This window comes from Brevibacterium sp. CSND-B09, from assembly GCF_052906525.1.
Genome location: NZ_JBREGI010000001.1, coordinates 3866719 through 3891579 on the forward strand (window position 1 = coordinate 3866719; position 24861 = coordinate 3891579).

At 64.6% G+C, this 24861-nt stretch carries 20 protein-coding genes; 13 read left to right on the forward strand and 7 right to left on the reverse strand.

Features of this window, described 5'->3' with window-relative positions; all coding sequences use genetic code 11:
- Nucleotides 1-87: 87 nt before the first annotated feature.
- Nucleotides 88-657 (forward strand): helix-turn-helix domain-containing protein, encoded by a 570-nt coding sequence (locus ACU4IU_RS17235; RefSeq protein ID WP_446656052.1) that lies wholly within the window; start codon nucleotides 88-90, stop codon nucleotides 655-657.
- Between the two features lie 8 nt (nucleotides 658-665).
- The gene (locus ACU4IU_RS17240) at nucleotides 666-1532 is read left to right on the forward strand and encodes an IS3 family transposase (protein ID WP_446657578.1); all 867 of its coding nucleotides are present in this window, start codon (nucleotides 666-668) and stop codon (nucleotides 1530-1532) included.
- Nucleotides 1533-1604: 72 nt separating this feature from the next.
- Here ACU4IU_RS17240 and ACU4IU_RS17245 read toward each other — a convergent pair whose 3' ends face one another.
- Together ACU4IU_RS17245 and ACU4IU_RS17250 are read right to left on the reverse strand one after the other, a co-directional pair.
- Nucleotides 1605-2996, reverse strand: a complete 1392-nt coding sequence (locus ACU4IU_RS17245) for an aspartate aminotransferase family protein (RefSeq protein ID WP_169252425.1) — start codon at nucleotides 2994-2996, stop codon at nucleotides 1605-1607.
- On the reverse strand, nucleotides 2993-3478 hold the full coding sequence (locus ACU4IU_RS17250; protein WP_101547408.1) for an Lrp/AsnC family transcriptional regulator: 486 nt from the start codon (nucleotides 3476-3478) through the stop codon (nucleotides 2993-2995). The genes ACU4IU_RS17245 and ACU4IU_RS17250 overlap by 4 nt, the downstream gene beginning before the upstream one ends.
- Nucleotides 3479-3879: 401 nt before the next feature.
- Here ACU4IU_RS17250 and ACU4IU_RS17255 point away from each other — a divergent pair, with 401 nt between their 5' ends.
- The gene (locus ACU4IU_RS17255; RefSeq protein WP_446657426.1) at nucleotides 3880-5208 is read left to right on the forward strand and encodes a M24 family metallopeptidase; all 1329 of its coding nucleotides are present in this window, start codon (nucleotides 3880-3882) and stop codon (nucleotides 5206-5208) included.
- Between the two features lie 84 nt (nucleotides 5209-5292).
- On the opposite strand, the gene ACU4IU_RS17260 is transcribed toward ACU4IU_RS17255, so the two are convergent.
- Nucleotides 5293-6681 carry an L-lactate permease gene (locus ACU4IU_RS17260; RefSeq protein ID WP_446657427.1) on the reverse strand — a complete coding sequence of 463 codons (1389 nt, stop codon included), beginning with the start codon at nucleotides 6679-6681 and terminating at the stop codon, nucleotides 5293-5295.
- Between the two features lie 61 nt (nucleotides 6682-6742).
- Here ACU4IU_RS17260 and ACU4IU_RS17265 point away from each other — a divergent pair, with 61 nt between their 5' ends.
- From ACU4IU_RS17265 to ACU4IU_RS17305, 9 genes are all read left to right on the forward strand, one after another.
- Nucleotides 6743-7291 carry a helix-turn-helix domain-containing protein gene (locus ACU4IU_RS17265; RefSeq protein WP_139469824.1) on the forward strand — a complete coding sequence of 183 codons (549 nt, stop codon included), beginning with the start codon at nucleotides 6743-6745 and terminating at the stop codon, nucleotides 7289-7291.
- A 234-nt stretch (nucleotides 7292-7525) separates the two neighbouring features.
- Nucleotides 7526-9202, forward strand: a complete 1677-nt coding sequence (locus ACU4IU_RS17270) for an ATP-binding cassette domain-containing protein (RefSeq protein ID WP_446657428.1) — start codon at nucleotides 7526-7528, stop codon at nucleotides 9200-9202.
- Between the two features lie 89 nt (nucleotides 9203-9291).
- Nucleotides 9292-10479 (forward strand): tRNA dihydrouridine synthase DusB, encoded by a 1188-nt coding sequence (gene dusB, locus ACU4IU_RS17275; RefSeq protein ID WP_172169815.1) that lies wholly within the window; start codon nucleotides 9292-9294, stop codon nucleotides 10477-10479.
- A 2-nt stretch (nucleotides 10480-10481) separates the two neighbouring features.
- Nucleotides 10482-11789, forward strand: coding sequence for a deoxyguanosinetriphosphate triphosphohydrolase (locus ACU4IU_RS17280; RefSeq protein ID WP_446657430.1), 1308 nt, complete (start codon nucleotides 10482-10484; stop codon nucleotides 11787-11789).
- A 3-nt stretch (nucleotides 11790-11792) separates the two neighbouring features.
- Complete coding sequence (gene dnaG / locus ACU4IU_RS17285) at nucleotides 11793-13865, forward strand: DNA primase (protein ID WP_446657431.1); 2073 nt, start codon at nucleotides 11793-11795, stop codon at nucleotides 13863-13865.
- 78 nt (nucleotides 13866-13943) lie between these two features.
- The gene (locus ACU4IU_RS17290; protein ID WP_139908158.1) at nucleotides 13944-14588 is read left to right on the forward strand and encodes a TetR/AcrR family transcriptional regulator; all 645 of its coding nucleotides are present in this window, start codon (nucleotides 13944-13946) and stop codon (nucleotides 14586-14588) included.
- Between the two features lie 11 nt (nucleotides 14589-14599).
- On the forward strand, nucleotides 14600-16396 hold the full coding sequence (locus tag ACU4IU_RS17295) for a DHA2 family efflux MFS transporter permease subunit (protein WP_446657432.1): 1797 nt from the start codon (nucleotides 14600-14602) through the stop codon (nucleotides 16394-16396).
- Complete coding sequence (locus ACU4IU_RS17300) at nucleotides 16338-17303, forward strand: D-2-hydroxyacid dehydrogenase (protein ID WP_446657433.1); 966 nt, start codon at nucleotides 16338-16340, stop codon at nucleotides 17301-17303. The genes ACU4IU_RS17295 and ACU4IU_RS17300 overlap by 59 nt, the downstream gene beginning before the upstream one ends.
- Nucleotides 17300-17887 (forward strand): hypothetical protein, encoded by a 588-nt coding sequence (locus ACU4IU_RS17305; protein ID WP_376907146.1) that lies wholly within the window; start codon nucleotides 17300-17302, stop codon nucleotides 17885-17887. The genes ACU4IU_RS17300 and ACU4IU_RS17305 overlap by 4 nt, the downstream gene beginning before the upstream one ends.
- A 259-nt stretch (nucleotides 17888-18146) precedes the next feature.
- Here the strand turns inward: ACU4IU_RS17305 and ACU4IU_RS17310 are convergent, their stop codons facing one another.
- Both ACU4IU_RS17310 and ACU4IU_RS17315 read right to left on the reverse strand, forming a co-directional pair.
- The gene (locus ACU4IU_RS17310; RefSeq protein ID WP_446657434.1) at nucleotides 18147-19574 is read right to left on the reverse strand and encodes a glyceraldehyde-3-phosphate dehydrogenase; all 1428 of its coding nucleotides are present in this window, start codon (nucleotides 19572-19574) and stop codon (nucleotides 18147-18149) included.
- 55 nt (nucleotides 19575-19629) lie between these two features.
- Complete coding sequence (locus ACU4IU_RS17315) at nucleotides 19630-20667, reverse strand: YhjD/YihY/BrkB family envelope integrity protein (protein WP_446657435.1); 1038 nt, start codon at nucleotides 20665-20667, stop codon at nucleotides 19630-19632.
- A 126-nt stretch (nucleotides 20668-20793) separates the two neighbouring features.
- On the opposite strand from ACU4IU_RS17315, the gene ACU4IU_RS17320 reads away from it, so the two are divergent.
- Nucleotides 20794-21591 carry a DedA family protein gene (locus ACU4IU_RS17320; RefSeq protein WP_318278471.1) on the forward strand — a complete coding sequence of 266 codons (798 nt, stop codon included), beginning with the start codon at nucleotides 20794-20796 and terminating at the stop codon, nucleotides 21589-21591.
- 14 nt (nucleotides 21592-21605) lie between these two features.
- Here ACU4IU_RS17320 and ACU4IU_RS17325 read toward each other — a convergent pair whose 3' ends face one another.
- Both ACU4IU_RS17325 and ACU4IU_RS17330 read right to left on the reverse strand, forming a co-directional pair.
- Nucleotides 21606-22649, reverse strand: a complete 1044-nt coding sequence (locus ACU4IU_RS17325) for a glutathione S-transferase C-terminal domain-containing protein (RefSeq protein WP_259356833.1) — start codon at nucleotides 22647-22649, stop codon at nucleotides 21606-21608.
- A gap of 240 nt (nucleotides 22650-22889) precedes the next feature.
- A complete protein-coding gene (locus ACU4IU_RS17330; protein WP_446657436.1) occupies nucleotides 22890-24698 on the reverse strand; it encodes an AMP-dependent synthetase/ligase in 1809 nt (602 codons plus the stop codon).
- Between the last annotated feature and the right edge of the window lie 163 nt (nucleotides 24699-24861).

Here is a 24861-nt window from a genome sequence, read left to right on the forward strand (position 1 = left end):
CCTGACGGCGGCCCAGCAACCTCGCACTGGAGTGGTCCCCGAAAGTTGGACTGTGATCAACACAAACCAACTTGAAGGGACCACTCCATGCGTCAGGACTGTCTGATCACCAACGACCAAGCTCAAGCCGCGATCGAACTCTTTAGCCAGGGCCTGGGTTACGCCGCGACCGCTACGAAACTCGACGTCCATAAACCCACACTCAAACTCCTCCACGACCGGTGGTTAGTGCGTGGAACAATATGGGCCATGGAACCGTATCAACGCCGCCGCATCCCTAAAGAGACGAAGATCGCGACCGCGAAACGGTACTTAAACGGCGAACACAAAGTCGAACTCGCCAAGGAACTCGGCCTGGCATCATCGCGTCCCATCCTGGACTGGGCCAAGGAGTACCGGAACAAAGGCGAGGACGCCTTCACCCCCCGCAAAGCATCGGGTAAGGGGAAGACAGCTCGGATGCGGGCGATCGACAACGGGCAGGACCCGGATGCTGAACAGGTCCCGGCGAAGCCGGACGTGTTGGCGAAGAAGGCTCGTGTCGAGGACATCAGCCTGGCCGAGTACCGGCAGTTACAAGACCGACTGCTGCGGGCCGAAGCGGAGAACGCGTACTTAAAAAAACTGAAGGCCTTGAGGCAGAACGGGCAGCTGTAAAAGCACGCATTGTTGCCAGTCTCAAGGCGAACTACCCTCTGCCCGTGTTGCTGCAAATTGCGGGTTTGGCCCGGTCGACGTTCTTCTATCACCAGAAACGCTTCGGTCAGAAGCCTGACCCGTATGTGCAGGTGAGAGGCCGGATCCGGGAGATCTTCACCGGCAGCCGCGAATGCTACGGGCACCGCAAGATTTGGGCAGTCCTGGTCAAAGAAGGCATCACGATCGCGAAGAAGACTGTGCTGCGGTTGATGCAGGACATGGGCATCAAGACCAAGGTGCGCAGGAAGCGGTACAACTCCCACCGCGGCACGATCGGCCGCGTTGCCGGCAACGTCCTCAACCGGGAATTCACCGCAGATGAACCGAATGAGAAATGGGTTTCTGACGTCACGGAATTTCCTGTGGCGGATCAGAAACTGTACCTGTCGCCGATCATTGATCTCTTCGATACCAGTGTGGTGTCGTACTCGATGTCGATGTCACCGAACCTGGCGTTGACGAACGAGTCACTGACGAATGCGTGTCAGGGGCTGCGGCCGGGTCAGAAACCGTTGGTGCACACGGACCAGGGGTTTCAGTACCAGCACGTGTCGTGGGCGGCGATCCTGGCCAAACACGGTGCTACCCCGTCGATGTCGCGGAAGGGAAACTGTTGGGATAACGCGATGGCGGAGAATTTCTTCGGGCAGTTGAAGTCCGAGATGTTCTATCTGCAGAAATTCGACTCGATCGAGGACCTGAAGAAAGCGATCGATGAGTACATTCATTGGTATAACTTTGAGAGGATCTCGATGCGACTAGGCGGCCTTGCCCCGATGGAATATCGGACCAAGACCGCCACAGCCGAACAGCCGGCAACTGCTTCATGCTGACCCCACAGCAGTCCAACTATTGGGGACCACTCCACACGAGGTTGCTGGGCCGCCGTCAGGTAGCAATTGGGGTCAGAACATTGTCCAGGCTTCCTGCAGGACGCCGCGGATGATCTGCTCCATCTCGTCGAACTCGTTCTGACCGACGGTCAGCGGAGGCGAGAGTTGGATGACCGGGTCGCCGCGGTCGTCGGCGCGGCAGTACAGACCGCTGTCGTACATCTTCGCCGACACGAAGTTCTTGAGGATCCGCTCGGACTCCTCTTCGGTGAACGATTCCTTCGTGTCCTTGTCCTTGACGAGTTCGATTCCGTAGAAGAATCCCTCACCGCGGACGTCGCCGACGATCGGCAGGTCCTTGAGCTTCTCGAGCGTGAACTTGAACGCCGCAGCATTCTCGTGCACGTGGTCGTTGAGCTTCTCCTCTTCGAAGACGTCGAAGTTCGCCATCGCCGCGGCACAGGCGACGGGGTGACCGCCGAAGGTGTAGCCGTGGTAGAAGGTCTCGTCTCCGCCGGGGCCGAAGGGCTCGAAGAGCCGATCGGAGGCGATCATCGCACCCAGCGGTGCATACCCGGAGGTGATGCCCTTGGCCGAGGTGATGATGTCGGGAACATAGCCGAAGTCGTTGCAGGCGAACATGTCGCCGATGCGGCCGTAGGCGCAGATCGTTTCGTCCGAGACCAGCAGCACATCGTACTCGTCGCAGATCTCGCGGACCCGCTCGAAGTATCCGGGAGGCGGCGGGAAGCAGCCGCCGGAGTTCTGCACGGGCTCGAGGAAGACGGCGGCCACGGAGTCGGCACCTTCGAACTCGATGGCCTCACCGATGCGATCGGCGGCCCAGCGGCCGAAGGCCTTCTCATCGTGGGCGAGGTGCTCAGGTGCCCGGTAGAAGTTCGTGTTCGGCACCTTGTGCGCACCGGGGACCAGCGGAGCGAACTGCTCCCGCAGACCCGGCAGCGAGGTCACCGACAGCGCACCGTGCGGCGTGCCGTGGTAGGCGGTCGCCCGCGAGATGATCTTGTGCTTGCCGGGTTTGCCGACGAGCTTGAAGTAGTTCTTCGCCAGCTTCATCGCCGACTCGACCGAGTCGCCGCCGCCGGATGTGAGGAAGACCCGGTTGAGATCGCCCGGCGCATAGCTGGCCAGACGTTCCGAGACCTCGATCGCCTGCGGGTGGGCGTACGACCACAGCGGCATGAACGGCAGCTTGAGCGTCTGGTCATACATCGCCTTCGCGATCTGCTCACGACCGTGGCCCACCTGAACGGTGAACAGGCCGGCGAGGCCGTCGAGGTACTTCTTGCCCTTGTCGTCGAAGATGTGGTGACCCTCGCCGCGTACGATGACCGGCGCCTCACCACCGTTGAACAGTGCTTGGTGTGGTGACATGTGCATCCACACGTTGTTGCGGATGGCATCCTGATAAGGAGTGCCGGCCCTGGTGACATTGTCTGTCATCGCGTCCCCCAGTTGTATTTCTGCTTTTCGAGTGAGAGGTACATGAAGAGCTCCGTATCCACGACGGCATCGATCGAGCGGAGCTCCTCATTGACGAACTCGATCAGATGCCGATCCGATTCACACACGATCTCGACCAGGAGGTCGAACGAACCGGCGGTGACGACGAGGTAGTCGATCTCGTCGTAGTCGTGCAGCTTCTCGGCGACCGCGGAGATATCCCCGCGGACCTTGAGCCCCACCATCGCCTGCCGCGCGAATCCCAGACTCAGCGGGTCGGTCACGGCGACGATCTCCATGACACCCGAATCGATGAGCCGCGACACCCGCTGGCGCACGGCGGCCTCGGACAGGCCGACGGACTTGCCGATGGCCGAATAGGATTTCCTTCCGTCGTGCTGCAGCTCGACGATGATCGCCTTAGATTTCTCGTCGAGATTCCCCAGTCGGGAACCGCTGCCGTTCGGCAGAAGCGGGTCCATTCTTCACCTCCGTGATGTGCGTCTCAGAACAATCTATCACCGAATCTGCTGAAATGCGCTGTTGTGTATGCGAATTCAGTCGAAACTGAAAATGTTTGGTTCTGGATTCGTCAATATCGCCGAGGCGGCCGACGGGTATCCATGTCGAGTGCCGTTTCCGCGGCGCCCGGATCCGCCGTTCGCCGACCGCCCGGAACCGCCGTTCGCCGACCACCCGAAGTGGCGGTTCGAGGGTTGCCTGGCCCGGCGTCGGCGGTTGCCCGGATCCCTGTTGCGAAGGACTGCGAACCGCCGTTGCGAAAGCCCGCCGATCCCCGCGGGTGCGCGGATCGGCAGACCGCCGACAACACGCGCATGGACAGTGATTGACAGTATGTGAGCGAGATCACCACACTGGGATCATGAATGAGGGTGAGCTGTTCTACGGCGGCGATGACAATCGCCCGGATGTGTACGGGATGCGTCCCGGAGCCGAGCAGGGGCAGGCCGGCAAAGAGGTCAAGGCGCGCCCGCAGCCGGTTCCCGGCGAAGTCGATACGATCGGTGCGAACGAACTGTCGTTCAGCGCCGAGGAGTACCTCGGGCGGATCGCCTCGGTGCGCAACCGCATGCTCGACCAGGGCCTGGCCGCGCTCATCGTCACCGACCCGGCGAACATCTACTATCTCACCGGCTACAACGCGTGGTCGTTCTACACCCCGCAGCTGCTCTTCGTGCCGTCGTCGGGACCGATGACGCTGTTCATGCGCGATATGGACGCACGGGGAGCCTCGCATACCTCCTGGCTGCCGCCCGAGGACATCGTCGGCTATCCCGAACGCTATGTGCAGCGTCCGCATATCCACCCCTTCGACTGGGTCGCCTTCGCCCTGCGCCAGCGGTGGGAGGTCGCCCGTGCCTCGACTTCTCCGGTCGGGGTGGAGATGGATTCGCATTTCTTCTCCCCGCGAGCCTTCCGGGCCCTGGTCAACGGCGTGCCCGAATGGCGCCTCGTCGACTCGTTCGAACTCGTCAACTGGATCCGCGCGGTCAAGTCTCCGGCGGAGATCGCGCTCATGCGCAAGGCCGCAAAGGTGACCACCGCCGCCATGGACGCGGCACTGGGCACGATCGGCGTCGGCGTCGGCCAGAACGAAGTGGCGGCCGCGATCTCCGAAGCCCAGACCCGAGGAGGCGACGGAGTCTGGGGCGACTATCCTTCGATCGTCCCGCTCATGCCCACCGGAGAAAGCGCGGACACCCCGCATCTGAGCTGGACCGATCGGAAGTTCGAACGCGACGAATCGGTGAGCATCGAACTCGCCGGAGTCCACCGCCGCTATCATGTTCCGCTGGCTCGCACCGCGGTGACCGGGCGACCGAAGCAGGAGCTCGTCCGCCTCGAGGGCGTGGTCGCCGAGGCGCTGTCCGCGGTCCTCGACGTCGCCGCACCCGAGGTGCCCACCGCGGAACTCGCCCGCACCTGGAATCGCGTGCTCGCCCTGTCGGGACTGGAGAAACCCAGTCGCCTGGGGTACTCGATCGGGATCGGCTACCCTCCCGACTGGGGCGAGCGGACGATCTCGATCCGCACCGAGGACGACCAGATCCTCGAGGCGGGAATGACCTTCCACCTCATCGGCGGAATGTGGATGAACGGCTATGGAATCGAGCTCTCGGAACCGGTGCTCATCACCGACACCGGCTGCGAACCGTTCACCCATTTCCCGCGTGAGATCATCCGCGTCTGAGGCGTTCCGCGGCCGCCCTCGGGCACAGCCCGCCCGCCTCAGCAGTCTCCGTCCGCATCCCCGAGCCGAACTCGCCGGCGACGATCAGGCGAAGAACTGGATCCACAGGCCGAGGGCAAGGGCGTTGATCCCCGCCACCGCGAGTGCTCGGCCCTGCACCCAGGAGATGTCCTTCGCCGAGGCGGCCACCGATGAATCGGCGATCTGCACAGCCATCGCCACCCGTGGGGGAGCGGCGAGAGCGGCCAGCGATCCTGCCGCGTTTCCGGCCGCGACGACCGGCAGGGCCGAAACATGCGATGATGCGGCGGCCGCGGTCAGAGTGCCGGTGAACATCGAGTTCGCTCCAGTGTTCGACCCGGTGAGCACCGCTCCGATGGAATTCAGCCAGGGAGTCAGCAGAATGAGCCCGGCCGGCAGCAGGGAACCGATCGCCTCGCTCATCCCCGTCGTCGTCATGATCCAACCCATGAGCATGAATGCGGCGGTGCCGACGCCGATGGGAACCCAGGAACGCACGGCCGCAACCGTGACATCGCGTCTGCCGGCGACGGTGATGGCAGCGATGAGACAGGCGGCGGCCAGCCAGAACGGGGGCGAGGCGATGATCTGCGTGAAGGTCGACGGCAGCGCGGCATGCAGGGCCCGTGCTACCAGCAGGCCCACCGTGAGCACCCCGTAGGGAAGAACGGCCACGCCGAGGCGGCGCGTGAGCCCCGTGGCTCTCTTGCGGATCATGAACAGCGCACCGACGAGGAGGATGACGATCAGCGATCCGATGATTCCCGACGGGGCCATGCCGATGACGGAGCTGGAGGCGAGGATCCCCGCCCACAGGAGTGCGCCGGCGCCGATGATCCCCAGCGCCGAGGCGGCGGACGGGCGCATGATCGCGACCACCGCGATCGCGACGATGATGACCGGAATCGCATTGATCCACGCCGTGGCCAGACCGAGTTCGTCGACGTCCAGGCCCGCCAGCGCCGCTGCGACGGTGGTGCCCGGTCCCAGGGCACCCCACGGCACCGCGATGAGACCGAGGAGGCCGAGGATCGCGGACTGCCGCAGGGTGCAGCCGAGATGATGCAGGATCGGCACCCCGACGGTGACGCCGATGCCGAAGCCGGTGACCGATTCCGCGAAGGGCACGATGCCGAACACGACGAGCGCGACCCCGAGCGGGCGCCCCGGTGACAGCGACTCGACCCAGGACGAGATCTGCGACATCGACCCCGCGGACTCGAGCAGCCGGGCGAGCAGCATGCCGAAGAGCAGGATGAGCGCGACCTCGAGGATGAGCGGAAAGTAGTCGATCCCCGATTCCACCAACACCGAGGCGGGGGTGGGGAAGACGAAGGCGACGAGACCGGCCGCGAGCACGGCGCCGGCGAGAGCGGCGACCCAGGAGCTCTGTTTGAGTAGGAGCAGGACGATGGCAATGAGGATCGGTGTGAGAGCCAGCACTGCCGCCATAGGGTGAAGTTTCCTTTGTGAGATGTGATTCTATGATCCAAGAATAGAATATGATGCTCCAATGGCGAAAGAAGAGGATCTCGGCGCACGTGTCTTCGGCGCCCGCATCAGAGCCCGGCGCAAGTACAACAACCTCACCCTCAATGAGCTCGCGGTGAGGGCGGGCCTGTCCCGCGCCGCTCTGTCGAAGATCGAACGCGGCGAGCAGGACACATCGGTATCGAACGCCATGGGTCTCTCCCGCGCCCTCGGCGTCGATGTCGGCGAACTGTTGGCCGCCCCGGAAGTCACGATCACCCGCAGCGAGGCGATCCCCACGACCTCGACCTTCGGCAAGGGGGTCTGGCGGCGGGATCTGCCATCGGCGATCGAGAATATGGATGTCGTGCACTACCGCCTCGACCCGCGCAGCGAGACCTCGGCCTTCGCCGCCCACCGCAGCGGATCGCGTGAGAGCTTCTTCGTCCTCAAAGGCAGCATCGAGGTCGTCACCATCGACCGCCGCACGACCCTGCACGCCGGTGACTGCGCCCAGGCTCCCGGTGACGTTCCGCACCAATTGGCCAACCCTCACGACGAGCCCGCCGAACTCATGCTCATCATCGTCTGAACCTGCCTGACCCCTTATTGCTACCTGACGGCGGCCCAGCAACCTCGCGCCAGGTTGCTGGGCCGCCGTCAGGTAGCAATAAGGGGTGGTCTTGACCGGGTGAGCCGCCTCGGCGATCATTGTTATGTTCCATTTCCGTTCAAGGACGTCTCTGCTGTGAAGTGAATCCTCATACCGTGACTTGCGGGTGCCACGGGCCCGCAGCGCTTCTGCGTACACGAAATGAGGACCCTCATGCCTGCAGCAATCACTGTGTCCGAACTGGACTACCGCCTCGGCGACGATACCGAGATCTTCTCCCGACTCACCGCCACCATCCCGGCCGACCTCGTCGGACTTGTCGGCGACAACGGAATCGGCAAATCCACCTTCGCCCGCATCCTCGCCGGTCGGCTGAGTGCCTCGTCAGGAACCGTCACAGGTGCCGATGGCGCCGTCTACATCGACCAGCTGCTGCCGCATTCGACGCAGCGGGTCGATGCCGCACTGGACATCGCCCCCGTCCGACAAGCGCTGGGCCGCGCCCTGGCCGGAGAGGCGACGGGGGCCGACTTCGACCTCATCGGCGACGATTGGGATATCGAAGAGCGAGCCCTGGCGGCGCTGTCCGAACTCGGTCTGCAGCTGAGTGTCAGCGATCTCGATCGGAGTCTGAGCAGATTCTCCGGTGGACAGGCCACACGCATCGGACTGGCCCGAGCGGCACTGGTCGGTGACACCTGGCTGATCCTCGACGAGCCGAGCAACAACCTGGACGAGGACGGACGGACTCTGCTGACGACGCTGCTCACCGACCGGCGCGGACCGACCCTGGTCATCTCCCACGACCGCACGCTGCTGTCGCATATGACCTCGATCATCGAGATGACCGACCGGCTGCGGGTCTACGGAGGGAACTTCGACGACTACGAAGCCATGGTCGCCGCGGAGGAGGAGGCGAAGCAGCAGAAGGTCACGGATGCGAAGAAGTCCCACCAGGTCGAGAAGCGCCAACGGATCGAACTGGAGACGAAACTCGCTCGAGCCGACCGGAAGGCCAAGAAGGACAAAGAGAACAAACGTCGACCGAAGATCGTGATGAACGGGCTGACGAACTTCGCCGAGAAGTCCGCGGCCAAACGCCGCGGCGACAAAGCCGCCGACGAAGCGGCTGCCTGGGACGAGCTCACCAACGCCAAGGATGCGCTGCGCCGGTCCTCGAGCGTCCGCCTCGACCTGCCGGACACTCAGGTCCACGCGAGCAAACGGCTCCTCGAGATCTCCACGGTCGCCTCGGCGAGGTCCGAACGACCCCAGACGATCGTCGGTCCCGAGCGGATCCGGCTGACCGGACCGAACGGGGCGGGCAAGTCGACCCTGCTGGCAGCGATCCTGGCGGCTGCCAACGGCCAGGACAGACAGAGCAGGGACACGGGCGACACGGTCGAGGGACACGTGGGGGCCGAAACCGGTCCGCCGGTCGCTGAACTCTTCGGCGACCTCGCCATCACCGTCTCCGCACCGACGGCTCATCTCGACCAGCAGTACCGACTGCCGGGGGAGCTCACGGTGATGGAGGCAGTGCGCGCGGGCAACCCGCAGCTCGACCCGCACCGCGTCCACGAGGTGCTCGCGGCCATGGGACTGCGCGCCGGACGCACCGACCAGATCTGTCAGACCCTGTCCGGTGGGGAGCGCTTCCGTGTCGCCCTGGCCTCAGGCCTCCTCCAGGACCCGGCTCCGCAGCTGCTCATCCTCGACGAACCGGGCAACAATCTCGACCTGTCATCCCTCGAGGCGCTGGTGACCGCTCTCGAAGGATTCGGCGGGGCCATGGTGATCGTCACCCACGACGACCGGCTCGCCGCCGAACTCTCCGTCGACACCGAATGGGATGTGCGGGAATTTCTGCGCACGGAAGCCGTTGATTGAGTTGAGGCGAAAAGGACGAGCCGAGGCGGCGAAGCAGGCAGGAGAGGCAGACGAATGTGCGATTTTGACTTGACTGGGATAATGGTTGCGTGAGTGTCATCAGCCCCGCCCCAGAAGCCGCATCCCCGAAGCCCGAAACTGCCCTGCGCATCGGGCCCATCGAGCTGTCCTCGCCCGTCGTGCTCGCGCCCATGGCCGGAATCACGAACACCGCCTTCCGCCGTCTGTGCCGCGAATACGGCGCCGGCCTGTACGTGACCGAAATGGTCACCACCCGGGCCCTGGTCGAGCGCAATCCGAAGACGATGCGCATCATCCACCACGAGCCCTATGAGACCCCACGCTCCGTCCAGCTCTACGGAGTCGATCCGGTGACCATGGGCCAGGCCGTGCGGATGCTCGTCGAAGAGGACCGCGCCGATCACATCGACCTCAACTTCGGCTGCCCCGTCCCCAAGGTCACCCGCAAGGGCGGTGGCTCCGCGCTGCCGTGGAAGCAGGACCTGTTCAAATCCATCGTCACCACGGCCGTCACCGAGGCGGCCCGCCGGGACGTGCCCGTGACCGTGAAGATGCGCAAAGGCATCGATGCTGACCACACGACCTTCCTCGACGCCGCCGAGACCGCGCGCAACGCCGGCGTCGCCGCCGTCGCACTGCACGGCCGTACCGCGGCCGATCTCTACTCGGGGACCGCGGACTGGGACGCGATCGCCCGGCTCAAGGACCACCTCGGCGACACCGTTCCGGTGCTCGGCAACGGTGATATCTTCGCCGCCGAGGATGCCCTGGACATGATGGCCAAGACCGGCTGCGACGGCGTCGTCATCGGGCGCGGCTGCCAGGGCCGGCCGTGGCTGTTCGGCGACCTCGCGAACGCGCTGAACGGCAGCGACGAACGCCACCGTCCCGGACTCGCCGAGGTGGCTCGTGCCGTGTACAAACACGGCGAATACCTCGTCGATCACTTCGAGGACGAATTCCTCGGTGTCCGTGACCTGCGCAAACACATCGCCTGGTACTTCAAGGGCTACCCCGTCGGGGGAGAGCTGCGCAGCCAGCTGGCCATGGTCTCCTCTCTCGAGGAACTCGCCGGACTGCTCGACCAGCTCGACATGACCGCGCCCTACCCGGGAGAAGCCGCCGAAGGGTCCCGCGGCCGCACCACCCGGCCGAAGAAGCCGCACCTGCCCGAGGGGTGGTTGGACTCCCGCATCTTCGATCCCAGCGGGAAGTCGCTGCTGTCGGAGGCCGAACTCGACATCTCAGGAGGATGAGAATGCCCTTCGACACTCACCCGCACACCTCGGTGGGGACGGGGACCGTGGCGGTCTACTCGTCGTGGGACGAGGAGCGGTGGGTGAGCGAACCGGCGAAGAATCCGCGGCGCTCGGCCTTCCAACGCGACCGTGCCCGCGTCCTCCACTCCTCGGGTCTGCGCCGCCTCGGCGCGAAGACCCAGGTCGTGTCCCCGGGCACGGACGATTTCGTCCGCACCCGTCTCACTCATTCCCTCGAGGTCGCCCAGGTCGGCCGCGAACTCGCCCGCTACCTCGGCTGCGATCCCGATATCGTCGACACCGCCTGCCTGTCCCACGACCTCGGACACCCTCCCTTCGGCCACCATGGTGAGACGATCCTCGATGCCCTGTGCGCAGACATCGGCGGCTTCGAGGGCAATGCCCAGACCCTGCGTCTGGTCACCCGGATCGAACCGAAGGTCATCGCCGATGACGGCCGCCCGGCCGGCCTCAACCTCTCCCGCGCGAGCCTCGATGCACTGACGAAGTACCCATGGCCGCGAGCCGAAGCCACGGCCGGTCGCCGCGACTCAGGGGTGCGCAAATTCGGTGTCTACGATGACGACCGGGCTGTCTTCGACTTCTACCGCGACGGCATCGACAACGGCCAGAAATGCATCGAAGCCCAGGTCATGGACTTGGCCGACGACATCTCCTATTCCGTCCACGATGTCGAGGACGCCATCGTCGCAGGCCATCTGGACCTTGCCGACTTCGCCGCCGATGAGCGGCGGGCCGAGCTCTTCGACATCACCCGTCAGTGGTACCTGCCGGAGACCACCGATGCGGAGATGGACAAGGCACTCGGCCGACTGCAGGCCGCCGCCTACTGGCCCAAGGAGGCCTTCGACGGATCCCGACGTGCTCAGGCCGGCCTCAAACACATGACCAGTCAGCTCATCGGGCGCTTCGTCGGTGCCGCGGAATCCGCGACCCGTGAGGAATTCGGCTGGGAGCCCCTCGCCCGATACTCGGCCTCGCTCGTCGTCCCCGAGGCGACCACCGTGGAGATCGCCGTGCTCAAAGGCATGGCCACGCTGACGGTCATGGTCGCCGAGGATCGACTGCGGCTGCATGACATCCAGGCGGCGGTCATCAACGAACTCGCCGAATGGTACTCGCAGTCACCGGACAAGCTCGATCCGATGTTCCGCGCCGACCACGCCGAGGCCGCCGACGACTCCGCACGACTGCGCGTCATCGTCGACCAGATCGCCTCCCTGACCGACCATTCCGCCTGGGCCCTGTACCACCACCTCAACGCCGGAGCGGAGGATCGGCTCTAGACCATGGCCGGACTCATCAAACGCGAGGACATCGACGAACTGCGCAGCCGCACCCGCATCGACGAGGTGATCGGGGAATTCGTCACCCTCAAGACCGCGGGCATCGGATCGCTGAAAGGACTGTGCCCGTTCCACGACGAGAAGACTCCGTCGTTCACGGTGCGTCCGCAGGTCGGGATGTACCACTGCTTCGGCTGCGGTGAGTCCGGAGACGTGTTCACCTTCCTGCAGAAGGTCGAACAGCTCAGCTTCGTCGAAGCCGTCGAGACGCTGGCCGGCAAGGCCGGAATGCACCTGCGCTACGAGGACGGGAAGGGCCCGGACCGGGAACAGGCCAGCCGCAGGCAGCGGCTGCTGGAGATGCACGAGGTCGCGGGGCGCTTCTTCGCCCAGGCCCTCGAGTCCGAGGCCGGGCAGATCGGCCGGGAGTTCCTGTCCGGCCGCGGTTTTCCCGCCGAGTCGAGCCGGGAATTCGGCATCGGGTTCGCCCCGAAATCCTGGGATGCCCTGACGAGCCATCTGCGCAAGGCCGGCTTCACCGATGAGGAGATCCTCGCCGGCGGCCTGGCCAGCGAGGGCGGTCGGGGAATCTACGACCGATTCCGTGGTCGGGTGATCTGGCCGATCAAGGACATGACCGCCCGGACCATCGGCTTCGGCGCCCGCCGACTCTATGACGATGACAAGGGACCGAAGTACCTCAACACTCCCGAGACCGCTCTCTATCACAAGAATCAGGTTCTCTATGGACTCGACCTGGCGAAGAAGTCCATCGCGAAGACCAAACGCGTCGTCGTCGTCGAGGGCTACACCGACGTCATGGCCGCCCACCTCGCCGGAGTCGACCAAGCCGTGGCCACCTGCGGCACGGCCTTCGGCGCCGAACACGTGAAGATCATCCGCCGCCTCCTCGGCGACGACCCGACCGGACAGGTGATCTTCACCTTCGATGGCGACGCCGCCGGTCAGAAGGCTGCGCTCAAAGCCTTCGAATTCGAGAACCTGTTCACCGCCCAGACCTTCGTTGCCGTCGAACCCGATGGCCTCGATCCCTGTGACCTGCGCATGCAGAAGGGCGACGCGGCCCTGCGCGAACTCATCGACGGCTGCAAGCCGCTCTTCGAGTTCGTCATCACCACCGCGATCTCCCGCTTCGACCTCGACACCGTCGAAGGACGGATCTCCGCGGTCCGCGCCGCCGCCGAGGTGCTCACCGACATCCGCGACCGCAACAGCCTCTCCCACTACTACCGGTTCGTCGCCGGTCGCATCGGCGTCGATATCGACGAGGTGGAGGCCGCGGTCCGCACCGCCGCCCGCCAACCGAAGCAGAACCGCCAGCCCGCCGAGGCGCCTGCCCGCCAGTCGTCCTACCGCGACGGCCCACCGCCGGCACCGAGCGCACCCGCACCCTCGTCGCCGGCCACATCCGGACCCGGGCACGGGCCCGGTCCGGGAAAGGGGACCGATCCGGGCACCCAGCCGGGGGCCGTCCCGTCCGGGGGCGCACGCGGGCCCGGTCCCGCCTCGGCGGGGGAGGTCTCCGATGAACGCAGCATCGAATACGTCTACGACGAACGCCCCGACGTCTCGAACCTCTCGGCCCCGATCAGCCCCGCCCGGCTGAAGACGGAGAAGGGGGCTCTCATGGTCGCCCTCCAACATCCGGAGGTGGTCAATGCGAAGCTCTTCGACTCGCTGTCCGCGAAGGCCTTCGAGCACCCCGGCTACCGGCGGATCCAGGACGCCATCAAACAGGCCGGGGGACTGGGTGCAGCCGGCACGGCTCAGTCGAAGTGGGCCGAACGCGTCCTCGACGCCGCAGCCGAGGACCTCAAGCCCTATGTGGCCCAGCTGCTCGTGACCCCGCTGCCTGTCATCGAGGGAGACGGGATCGATCGGTTCGCCCGCGGGATCGTCGCTCGCCTCTTCGACTACGACCTCGAACGCATCGCCAAGGAACTCCACTCCCGCCTGCAGCGCCAGGACACCGCCGACGGAGCAGGTCAGGCAGCACTGCTCGGTCAGCTGCAGACCCTCGAGCAGCACCGGGCACGGCTGAAGATGCTCATGTGAAAGACTGCGCACAGTGAAATAGTGCACAATTGCAGATTTGCAGTTGGTGAAAGTTTGCATGTGGTGCAAAATGTACCTATGCCCGCTGAAGAATCCCTGCGCTCGAAAAAGGCTCGCCTGACTCGCAACGCCCTCCATGAAGCGGCGATCACTCGCGTGCTCGAAGACGGCTTGGCCTGCGCCACCGTGGCGACGATCGCCGCCGACGCAGGAGTGTCCACACGCACCTTCTTCAACTACTTCGAGACGAAGGAGGACGCGATCGTCGGCCTCGGAGCCGAGGTCGGCGTCGATGAGGGCCTCGCCTTCGACTATGTCCACAGCCCCGCCGGGCTCGACACGCTGGCCGAGGACACGGCGCGCTTCGTCCGCGAAGCGCTGCTCGTCGGCTCCGTCGATCCGAAACTTCCGGCGCGGCGACGCCGCCTCTTCGCGCTGTATCCGGAACTCGTGAGCAAGAGCTTCGACCGAGCAGAAGAACTCGAAGAGATCGTCACCGGTCACGTGCTCGACCGACTGCGACACCTCGGCCAGGAGTTCTCCTCAGAGGACTCCGCCTGGCGCAGCGCGCGCATGCTCACCCAACTCTGCCGGGTCCCGCTCAACCATGCGGGACAGGTGATCAAGGCCGATCCTGAGGCGGTCGAGGACAAAGGCGGCACCCAAGCGATCTTCGAAGACTCCCTGAACCTGTTCCGCAAGGTCCTGGACCGACTGCCATGACGAAAGCTGTGATGAGAAGCAACCACGAACCCGATGAGAAGACGATGACGGCAACCACCTCGAAGAACTCCGCCCCCGCGGGACCCGACGCACAGACAGAGCCGATGGCCACCTCGGCGATCATTCTGCTCTTCGTGGGCCTGATGATCGCGATGTTCATGTTCTCGCTCAACCAGACGGTGCTGGCGACCGCGCTGCCGACCATCGTCGGCGAACTCGACGGCGTCGACCAGATGCTGTGGGTCTCCACCGCGTTCATGCTCGCTTCGACGATCATGATGCCCGTCTACGGCAAGGTCGGCGACCTGTTCGGACGTAAGCCGCTGTTCATGTTCGCCATCTGCTGCTTCCTGCTCGGCTCGGTCTTCGCCCTCATCGCGAATGAGATGTCGACGCTGATCTTCGGTCGAGTGCTCCAGGGCATCGGCGGCGGCGGAATGATGATCCTCTCGCAGTCGATCATCGCCTCCGTCGTCCCTGCCCGCGAACGCGGCAAATACATGGGCATCATGGGCTCCGCCTTCGCAGTGTCGTCCGTGGCCGGACCGCTGATCGGCGGCTGGCTGACCGAAGGACCCGGCTGGCGCTGGGCCTTCGCCATCAACTTCCCGTTGGGCATTATCGCCCTCATCGCCGCCGCCGTGTTCCTCAAAGTGCCCAAGCACACCAAGGGTGCCGGCCCTCGCCCGAATATCGATGTCATCGGCATGGCGCTCATCTCGATCGTCACCTCCTGCATCGTGCTCACCTCCGCCTGGGGCGGACACGACTATGAATGGGGATCTTGGCAGATCAACGGGCTCATCGTCACCGGAATCATCGCCGCAGTCGCCTTCGTCTTCGTCGAACTCAAGGTCAGCGAACCGGTCATCCCGATGCACCTGTTCACCAACCGCGACTTCCTGCTGTGCACGATCGCCGGCCTCTTCGTCGGCATCGGCATGTTCGGTGTGCTCTCCTATATGCCGACCTACCTGCAGATGGTCCACGGAATCGACGCCACCGTCGCCGGTCTGATGATGGTGCCGATGATGGGCACCATGCTCGTGTCCTCGACGCTCGTCGGTTTCATCGTCTCCCGCACCGGCAAGTACAAGAAGTACCCGCTGACCGGAATCCTCATCATGGCCGCCTCGCTCGTCCTGCTCTCCCAGCTGAAGGCCGAGAGCTCGGCCTGGGAGACCATCGGCTGTCTGGCGCTGCTCGGACTCGGCCTGGGCCTGAGCATGCAGACACTCGTCCTCGTCGTCCAGAACGCCTTCCCGGTGTCCATGGTCGGCACCGCGACCGCGTCGAACAACTACTTCCGCCAGGTCGGCGCCACCCTCGGCATGGCCTTCATCGGATCCGTGTTCACGCAGCGGCTCATGGACAACATCAAGTCCGGAATCACGGAGATCGCGAAGGCGGCCCCACACGGCCAGATGCCCAAGATCTCCTCGACGGGGCTGACCCCGGAGATCGTGTCGAAGCTGCCGGAGCCGATGCACTCACTCATCATCACCTCCTACAACGACGCCCTCGTGCCCCTGTTCCTGTGGGTGGCTCCGCTGGCCGTCCTCGGTTTCGTCTTCCTCTGCTTCCTGCCGAACACTCCGCTGGCGCAGACCCTGAAGAACGAACCGGCGAAGCGCGAGAGCCTCGATGTCGAAGCCGAGCATGCGGGTGCCGTGTCCGCGCCGGTTTCCACCCCGGCAGAGACTTCATCGGTTAGTGTGGCAGAAAGCCCACTGTCCAAGGAGCCGAGGAATGACGGTACTGACCATACTCAACTCACCCGGGACCGAGGTCCCCGCACTGATCACTGATCTGGGGGAGCGGGACGGGATCGAACTGCGCATCGCCGAGGCGTCGACCCTGGCCCAGGCGCTGCCCGGCACCGATGTGCTGCTGATGTGGGATTTCTTCTCCACCGCACTCAAGGACGCCTATGGCAGCGCCGACAGACTCGAGTGGGTCCATGCCGCGGCAGCGGGCGTGGACTCGCTCCTCTTCGACGAGTTGGTCGATTCGCCGGTGACCGTGACCAACGCCCGGGGAATCTTCGACCGCCCGATCGCCGAATTCGTCCTCAGCTACATCCTCATGCACGCGAAGAGCTCGATCGGCTCGCTCGACGACCAAGCGGAGGGCAGGTGGAACCGCCGGTCGACCCGCGACATCGCCGGAACCAAGGCACTCATCGTCGGCACCGGAGCCATCGGTCGAGGCATCGCACGCCTGCTGAAGGCCGTCGACATCGACGTCACCGGAGCCGGATCGCGCGCCCGCAGCGGCGACGCCGACTTCGGTGAGGTCATCGACTCCGCCACTCTGCCCGAGCACGTGGCCGGATTCGACTGGGTCATCGACATCGCACCGCTGACAGAGAAGACTGAGAGGCTCATCGGCGCCGAGGCGTTCGCCGCCATGGACGACACCGCCGTGTTCATCAATGTCGGACGCGGAGACACAGTCGACACCGACGCACTCGTGACCGCGCTGCGCGAGGGACAGATCAGCGGGGCCGGACTCGACGTCTTCGACGAAGAGCCGCTGCCCTCCGACCATCCTCTGTGGTCGCTGGACAATGTCATCATCACCCCGCATATGAGCGGTGATACCGACGGGTGGAGAATGCGACTGGCGGAGCAGTTCCACGCCCTGTTCGAACGGTATCTGGCCGGTGAGCAGTTCCCGCACACCGTGGACAAGCAGCTCGGGTACGTGCGGTGAGCCAGGCCGACGACCCCGCGGCAGAGCGGGTGTTCCTGGCCAGGGTGATCGCCGAACTCATCGCCGTGCGCCGTGCCCGTCTGCTCAGCATGCTGGTGCTCGCCCTGGCCATGCTCGTCGCCGGACTCGGGGCCGCCCTCCAAGCCCAAGGAGATCACATCGATGCGGTGCTGCTGTTCTCGGCGTTCAGCCTCATCATGATCGGCATCGTCTGCGCGCTGGGCGCGATCATCGCCTGGACGCGGATCAACCGGGACGTGCTCGACTCGATCGCTGCGTCGCGACCGGCTCGTGCCAAGGCGCCGCGGACGCGGAACGCCGGACTCGCCGTCGCGGTCGGCTTCGCCATCGTCGGAATCCTGTTCGGCATGCTGCTGTGGGCCGAGACTCCGATCCTCGCCGGCGCCGTCGTCATCGCCTGCCTGCTGCTGGCCTGCCTGGGTCCCATCTGGGCGAATGAGCTGGCGAATGCCGATGACCGACTCGCCGTCATCCTCGACAGCGATGATGATCTGGCGGAGCGATTCGCCACTTTCACCCCGATCTGGCTGCATGAGGCCATGGAGTCCGACGCCGCGAAGTAGGCAGAACACCTCGTTGCCGGCAGAACCTCTCGTTCCTGCGGGCGCTTTTGTCATTCCCGAGAGGTTTCGGCGGGAGGTGTAGGGCGTGGCAGTACCGGTGAGAGATGGTGCGGCCCGAAGTACAGAGCTTGCGGCCGAGGGTGCGGGATGGAGACGGAGGTGAATGACGAAGGCGCCCGGAGTCGTGTGACTCCGGGCACCTGTCTCAGCCGGTCACCGAGCGCTCATCCGAGCGTTTCGGTGGGCCGCCTCGGCGATATCAGGGAAATGCCGGGACGTCGACGTCCGCCATCTTGGCCACGCAGCGCACGACCTGGCAGGAGTAGCCGAATTCGTTGTCGTACCAGACGTAGACGACGACGCGGTCCTCATCGACGATCGTGGCCAGGCCGTCGACGACACCGGCCCGCTTGGAGCCGACGAGGTCGGTGGACACGAGCTCGGGAGAGGTGACGTAGTCGACCTGGTTGCGCAGCGGCGAATGCATCGACACTTCGCGGAGGAACGTGTTGAGCTCGTCGACGGTGGTGGCGTTGTCCAGGTTGAGGTTGAGGATCGCCATGGACACGTTCGGGGTGGGTACGCGGATCGCGTTGCCCGAGAGCTTCCCGGCCAGCTCCGGCAGAGCCTTGGCGACGGCCTTGGCGGCACCGGTCTCGGTGAGGACCATGTTGAGGCCGGCTGCACGGCCGCGGCGGGAGCCCTTGTGGAAGTTGTCGATGAGGTTCTGGTCGTTGGTGAACGAGTGGACCGTCTCGACGTGGCCGTTGCGGACGCCGAACTTGTCGTTGATGGCCTTGAGCACCGGGGTGATCGCGTTCGTCGTGCACGAAGCTGCCGAGACGATGGTGTCCGTGTCGAGGATCGCGTCGTCGTTGACTCCGAAGACGATGTTCTTCACATCGCCCTTGCCGGGAGCCGTGAGCAGGACCTTCGACGCACCGGGGCACGCGAGGTGCTTGGACAGGCCCTCTTCGTCGCGCCACTTTCCGGTGTTGTCGACGATGATGGCGTCGTCGATTCCGTAGGCGGTGTAGTCGACCTCCGACGGGTCATTCGAGTAGATGACCTGGATGAGGGTGCCGTTGGCCTGGATGGTGCTGTTCTCTTCGTCGACGACGATGCTGCCGTCGAAGGCTCCGTGCACCGAGTCACGGCGCAGCAGGGAGGCGCGCTTGACGATGTCGTTCTCTCCATTGCGGCGCACGACGATCGCACGCAGACGCATACCGGTTCCGCCGGCGCGATCGATGAGGATGCGGGCGAGCAGACGACCGATGCGACCGAAGCCGTAGAGGACGACGTCGCGGACCTCGCCCTTGCCGGACTGCGACTGGACGACCTCGGCGAGCTCGGCGGCGAGGAAGGCGTCGACGTCCACGTTCGGATCATCGAGCTTCTCGATGAGACGGCCCAGATCGATGCGAGCCGGAGCCAGGTTGAGCCCGGACAGCGCCTTGACGATGCGGTGGGTGATCTGGATGTCGAGCTCTTCGCCGAGGAAGTGGCGAGCATAGCGGTGCGCCTTGATCATGCCGGTCACCGACTTGTTCAGCAGCGACCGCCCGAACAGGGTCAGCAGCACGTCGTTCTCACGGTACAGGCGTCCGACTAGCGGAATGAGTTCTTCGGCGGCGGTCTGCTTCTTCGCCCAATCGTCCAGGCGAGCAGTCGTAGCGTCAGTCAAAGGTCGTGTCCCCTCGGTCAGTTATAACGGATGCGCCAACAGTCTACCGTCTCGCCTATTCGCGATCGGACCGGCGTTCCTCGAACCGTTTGAAGCCCAGCAGGGTCAGCGCCACGATTCCCGCACCGGTGATGAGCGCGCCGAGGCTCTGCGCCTGCACCTTCGGTTCGACGAACCGATACTCCGGCTCCTCTTCGCGCGGCCGCGGTGGTTTCGCCGTGCCGATCCACGCGGCGATGAACAGGATGATGCGGGCGAAGACGTTGAGGGTGAGCATGATCGCGATGATCGACCCGAACACACCGGCGGCCTTGTTCCCGGAGAAGAGATTGACGAGCACCGTGGAGAAGTTGATGAGGATGAGGAACGCGGTCGCGCCGATGAGCGAACCGCGGTTCTTCGCCTGCTTGTCGACCGGCTTCTCCGGCAGCATCGTGAACAGGAACCAGAAGATCAGCCAGGCGGCGCCGAAGGTGAGGATGACCGGAACGATGAACAGCAGACTGCCGGCGAATCCGCCGAGCCCGAGGAAGTCGGCGATCATCGAGCGCAGGCCGGTGCCGACGACGGTGAGCGCCACGGCCAGGAGCAGGCCGATGATGAGGCCGATGAGAGTGATCACGTTGTTGATGACCTTGCTGACGAAGGACTTCTCCGGCACGGCATCGTCGAAGTCGTCGTGCAGCTGGGCTCGCACCGCGGCACCGAGGTTGCCGATGAATCCCTGACCTGTGTAGAGGCCGGTGAGAATACCGATGATTCCCACTCCCTGCCAGTCGAGGAGGAAGCTCTCGAGCTGCTCGGTCAGCGAGGAGTTGCCGGCGGTGAAGGTCTCGATCTGCTTCGTGACCTCGGGAAGGAGCTCGGGGCGGGCGACGTCGAGGACGAAGCCGATGCTCGCCAAGCTGACCATGGCGATGGGCATGACCGCGAGAACGAGGAAGTAGGTGATCGCAGCACCGAACTGATTGCCCAGACGCTGTCCGAAACGCTGGACTGCGCGCATGAGGTGGGCGGGTCCGGGTCGGTTGACGGCATTGTAGCCGACCTCAGCGACGGTGTTGCGCGAGGCCAGTACTTTGGCAGGTGCCACGTGTGTGCTCCTTCGATGCGTATCCGCAAGGTGCGTTCGTATTCCGGTCTGAGGTGTTCGTTTCCACACTAGCCGCTGTGAGCGTACTGTGAGCGGCGGGCCGCGCCCTTATCTAGACTTTTGACCATGCCGATCACTGATTCGTTCGCTCCGACTGCCGATTTCGCCCCCGTTGCCACCGACAGCCTTGCCGGCCTGCCTGCCGGCGGAGTCCCTGCCGATGTCCTCGCCGCCGGCGGCAGCGCTGCGGACAATCTCAGCGGGTTCTCGGCCTGGACCGTGACGATCATGGAGACTCTGGGACCGGCCGGTGTCGGGTTCATGGTCTTCCTCGACAACATCTTCCCGCCCATCCCCAGTGAGCTCGTCCTGCCTCTGGCCGGATTCACCTCCAGCCAAGGCCAGATGAACATTGTGGCCGCGATCGTCTTCGCCACGATCGGTTCGGTCGTCGGCGCGGTTCTGCTGTGGGCGCTGGGCAAGTGGATCGGCATCGAACGCATCGCCCGGATCGCGGTGAAGATGCCGTTGGTCGACGTCGACGACGTGCATAAGACCGTCGACTGGTTCGACAAGCACGGGGACAAGGCCGTGTTCTTCGGTCGGATGATCCCGATCTTCCGGTCGCTCATCTCCATCCCCGCCGGAATGCGGGACATGCGCCTGACCAAGTTCCTGCTGCTGACCACGGCCGGCAGCGCGATCTGGAACACGATCCTCATCGTCGCAGGCTTCACCCTCGGTGAGAACTGGTCGGTCGTCGAGACCTACGCCGGCTACTTCCAGAACGTCGTCATCGTCGCCGTCGTCGTCTTCGTCATCGTGTGGATCGTGTTCAAGGTCCGCAAACAGCGGCGGAAGAAAGCCGCCGGGCTCGACACGACCGAAGACGATCATATCGAGCCCGGAGAATTCGAGGTCTGAGGTGATTCCTCGGCTCAGCTCACCCAAGCCGTCGCCGTATGCGCGGGTGTGACCTCTTCGCCGGGCTTGACCGGCCCGGGAGCGGTCCCCTCGCCGAAGGGGGATCCGCCGAACTTCCGGTCGCGACCGTGATCGCTGAGCCAACCCGAGAGATCGGGGCCCTTCGGCACGATCTGCGTCGGGTTCACATCCTGGTGGACGATGTAGTAGTGCTGTTTGATCTGCTCGAAGTCGACCGTGTCCCCGAAGCCCGGTGTCTGGTACAGGTCACGGGCGTAGCCCCACAGGTTCTCGAACGCCGTGAGCGGCTGCCGGTTGCACTTGAAGTGACCGAAATAGACGGGATCGAAGCGCACGAGCGTCGTGAACAATCGCACATCCGCCTCGGTGATGGTCTCACCCATGAGGAACCGTGACCGGCTGAGCCGATCCTCGACGATATCGAGCGCGTTGAATAGGCGGTCGAAGGCCGCCTCGTAGGCGTCCTGGGAGCCGGCGAAACCGCAGCGGTAGACCCCGTTGTTGATCTCCGTGTAGATATGGCGCATCACCTTCTCCATCTCCTCCCGCGATTCCTCGGGCCAGAGATTCGGGGCACCCTCTCGGTGGTATTCGGTCCACTGGGTGGAGAAGTCCTCCGTGATCTGCGGGAAGTCGTTGGTGACGACGACGCCGGTGGGCACGTCGACGACGGCCGGCACGGTGATTCCGCGCGGATAGTCCGGGTAACGGGCGAAGAACGCCTGCTGCAGCCGTTCGATGCCGAGCACCGGATCCACCCCGCCCGGATCGAGATCGAACGTCCACGACCGCGCATCATGAGTGGGGCCGGGCATGCCGAGGGAGATGACGTCCTCGAGCCCGAGGAGGCGTCGGACGATGATCGTCCGGTTCGCCCATGGACAGGCGCGGGCGGCGACGAGGCGGTACCGGCCCGGTTCGACGGGCCACTGAGCGTTCGGATCGTTGAGGATGCGATCGTCGATGTAGTTCGTATCCCGGTTGAATGCCGCCCCTTCCGTCACGTAGCTGGGAGTGTGATCGGTGGTCTCGGACATGACGCTGCCTCCAATGAGATCGATGAGTTCGACTTCTGTCCTCAGCTTACGACGCTGAGGCAAGCCCTCGCCGATGCGGGACGACGTCACCGTTGCCGTGCCGACCCGATTGGGAGGAGTCCGCCCACCGCCACCGAGGTGGGACGACGACGGCCCGGGACGGACCGTTCGAGTCCGTGCCCGGGCCGTACCCCGCAGGCTGAGTTCAGCGACTGTGTCCCAGCCGGCAGCGGCTGTGCGTCAGCCGGCGTAGAGCGCGTCGATCTCGGCGGCGAAGTCCTTATTGATGAGGTGACGCTTGACCGACTGCTTGGCAGAGAGGTAGCCGTTCTCCTCGCTGAGCTCGATCGGCAGGATCGTGAACTTTTTGACCCCTTCGGCCCGCGAGACGGTCCTGTTCATCTGTTCGACGGCCTTGGCCACTTCGGCCTGGACCGCATCGTCCTCGGCGGCTTCGCGCAGACTCATCTGCGGCAGATCGTGGTTCTTCAGCCAGCCCGGCAGCATCTCCGAATCGAGGAAGATCAGCGCCGAGACGAATTTGCGGTTCTCGCCGACGAGCACCGGCTGGCCGATGATCGGGTGGCGACGCAGCACGTCCTCGAGCGGAGCCGGGGCGACGTTCTTGCCGCTGGAGGTCACGATGATTTCCTTCTTGCGGCCGTTGATCGTGAGGTAGCCGTCGTCATCGAGCGAGCCGAGGTCACCGGTGCCGAACCAACCGTCGTGGAACTCCTTGGCCGTGGCCTCGGGGTTGTTCCAGTACTCGCGGAAGACCGGCACGCCCTTGGCCAGGATCTCACCGTCGGGAGCGATCGCCACCGAGACGCCCGGCAGCGGCACGCCGACGGTTCCGATCTTCGACTTCTCCGGAATATTGACGGTGATCGGTGCCGTGGTCTCAGTGAGTCCGTAGCCTTCGAGAACGATGATGCCCAGTCCGCGGAAGAAGTGGCCGAGATGAGAGCCGAGCGCACCGCCGCCGGAGACCGCATGAGTGACGTTGTCGCCCATGACCGCGCGCAGCTTCGAATAGACCAGCTTGTCGAACAGGGCGTGCTGGAGCTTCAGCCCGGTGGGCACCTTGCCGGTGTCGAGTGCCTTCGAATAGGCGACGGCGACCTGCTCGGCACGGCGGAAGATCTTCTCCTTGCCGCCTGCCTGAGCGGTCGCCAGCGCGGAATTGAAGACCTTCTCGAAGACCCGGGGCACACCGAGGATGAACGAGGGACGGAAGCTGCCCATGGCATCGGTGAGCTTCGTCAGGTCCGACTGATGCGCCAGCAGAGCACCGTTGCTGATGGCCAGGACCTCGATGAACCGGGCGAAGACGTGAGCCTGCGGCAGGAACAGCAGGCAGCGCATCTTCGTGTCGAGAACGCTGGGGATCTGGTGGCGCGCGGCCTGGGCGGTCTGCACGAAGTTCGCGTGGGTGAGCACACAGCCCTTGGGCTTTCCGGTGGTGCCGGAGGTGTAGATGATCGTCGCCACGGAATCGGAGCCGACCTGCGAGCGAGCGGCTTCGAGCTCCTCATCGGTGACGGCCTTGCCGGCTTCGGTGAGATCGGCGAAAGCGCCTTCGTCCCAGACCCGCAGGGCCGGCTCTTCCCGACCGGCGGCCTTGGCCGCCGCCCGCACCCGATCGGCATGCTCGCGTGAGGCGACGAGCCCACGAGTGACATCGGCGTCGGTGAGCATCCAACTGAGCTGGCTCTCCGAAGAGGTGTCGTAGAACGGCACGGAGATTCCGCCGGCGTACCAGATGGCATAGTCGCTGAGCGTCCACTCGTAGGAGGTGGGGCCGAAGATCGCGATCCGGTCACCGACTCCCACGCCCAAGGCGATGAGCCCCTTCGCAGCCGCCTTGACCTCAGCGAGGAATTCGGCCGCGGTTAGTTCGTTCCAACCGTCCCCGTCGGGCTTGGCGACCAGAGGGCGGCTGGGGTTCTCAGCGACTGTGCTGAGGAAGATATCGGTGGTCGACGAGGCGGTATCGACCTCGAAACCGACGACGGGTGTTGACGACTGCGGCATGGTCGTTGAGCTCATGAGTCTCCTTCGAGGACGTAAGTTACTGCTCGGTTATCTTACAGTTCGGCCGGGTCTCAGTGAAATCGATCACGTTTGCCGAGATAACCGGCGTCCGCTGACCTGTGAGCAGTCTAACCAAGTCGAATCAGGGGGCGTTCAGAGTACGATGGTCAGAACCCGC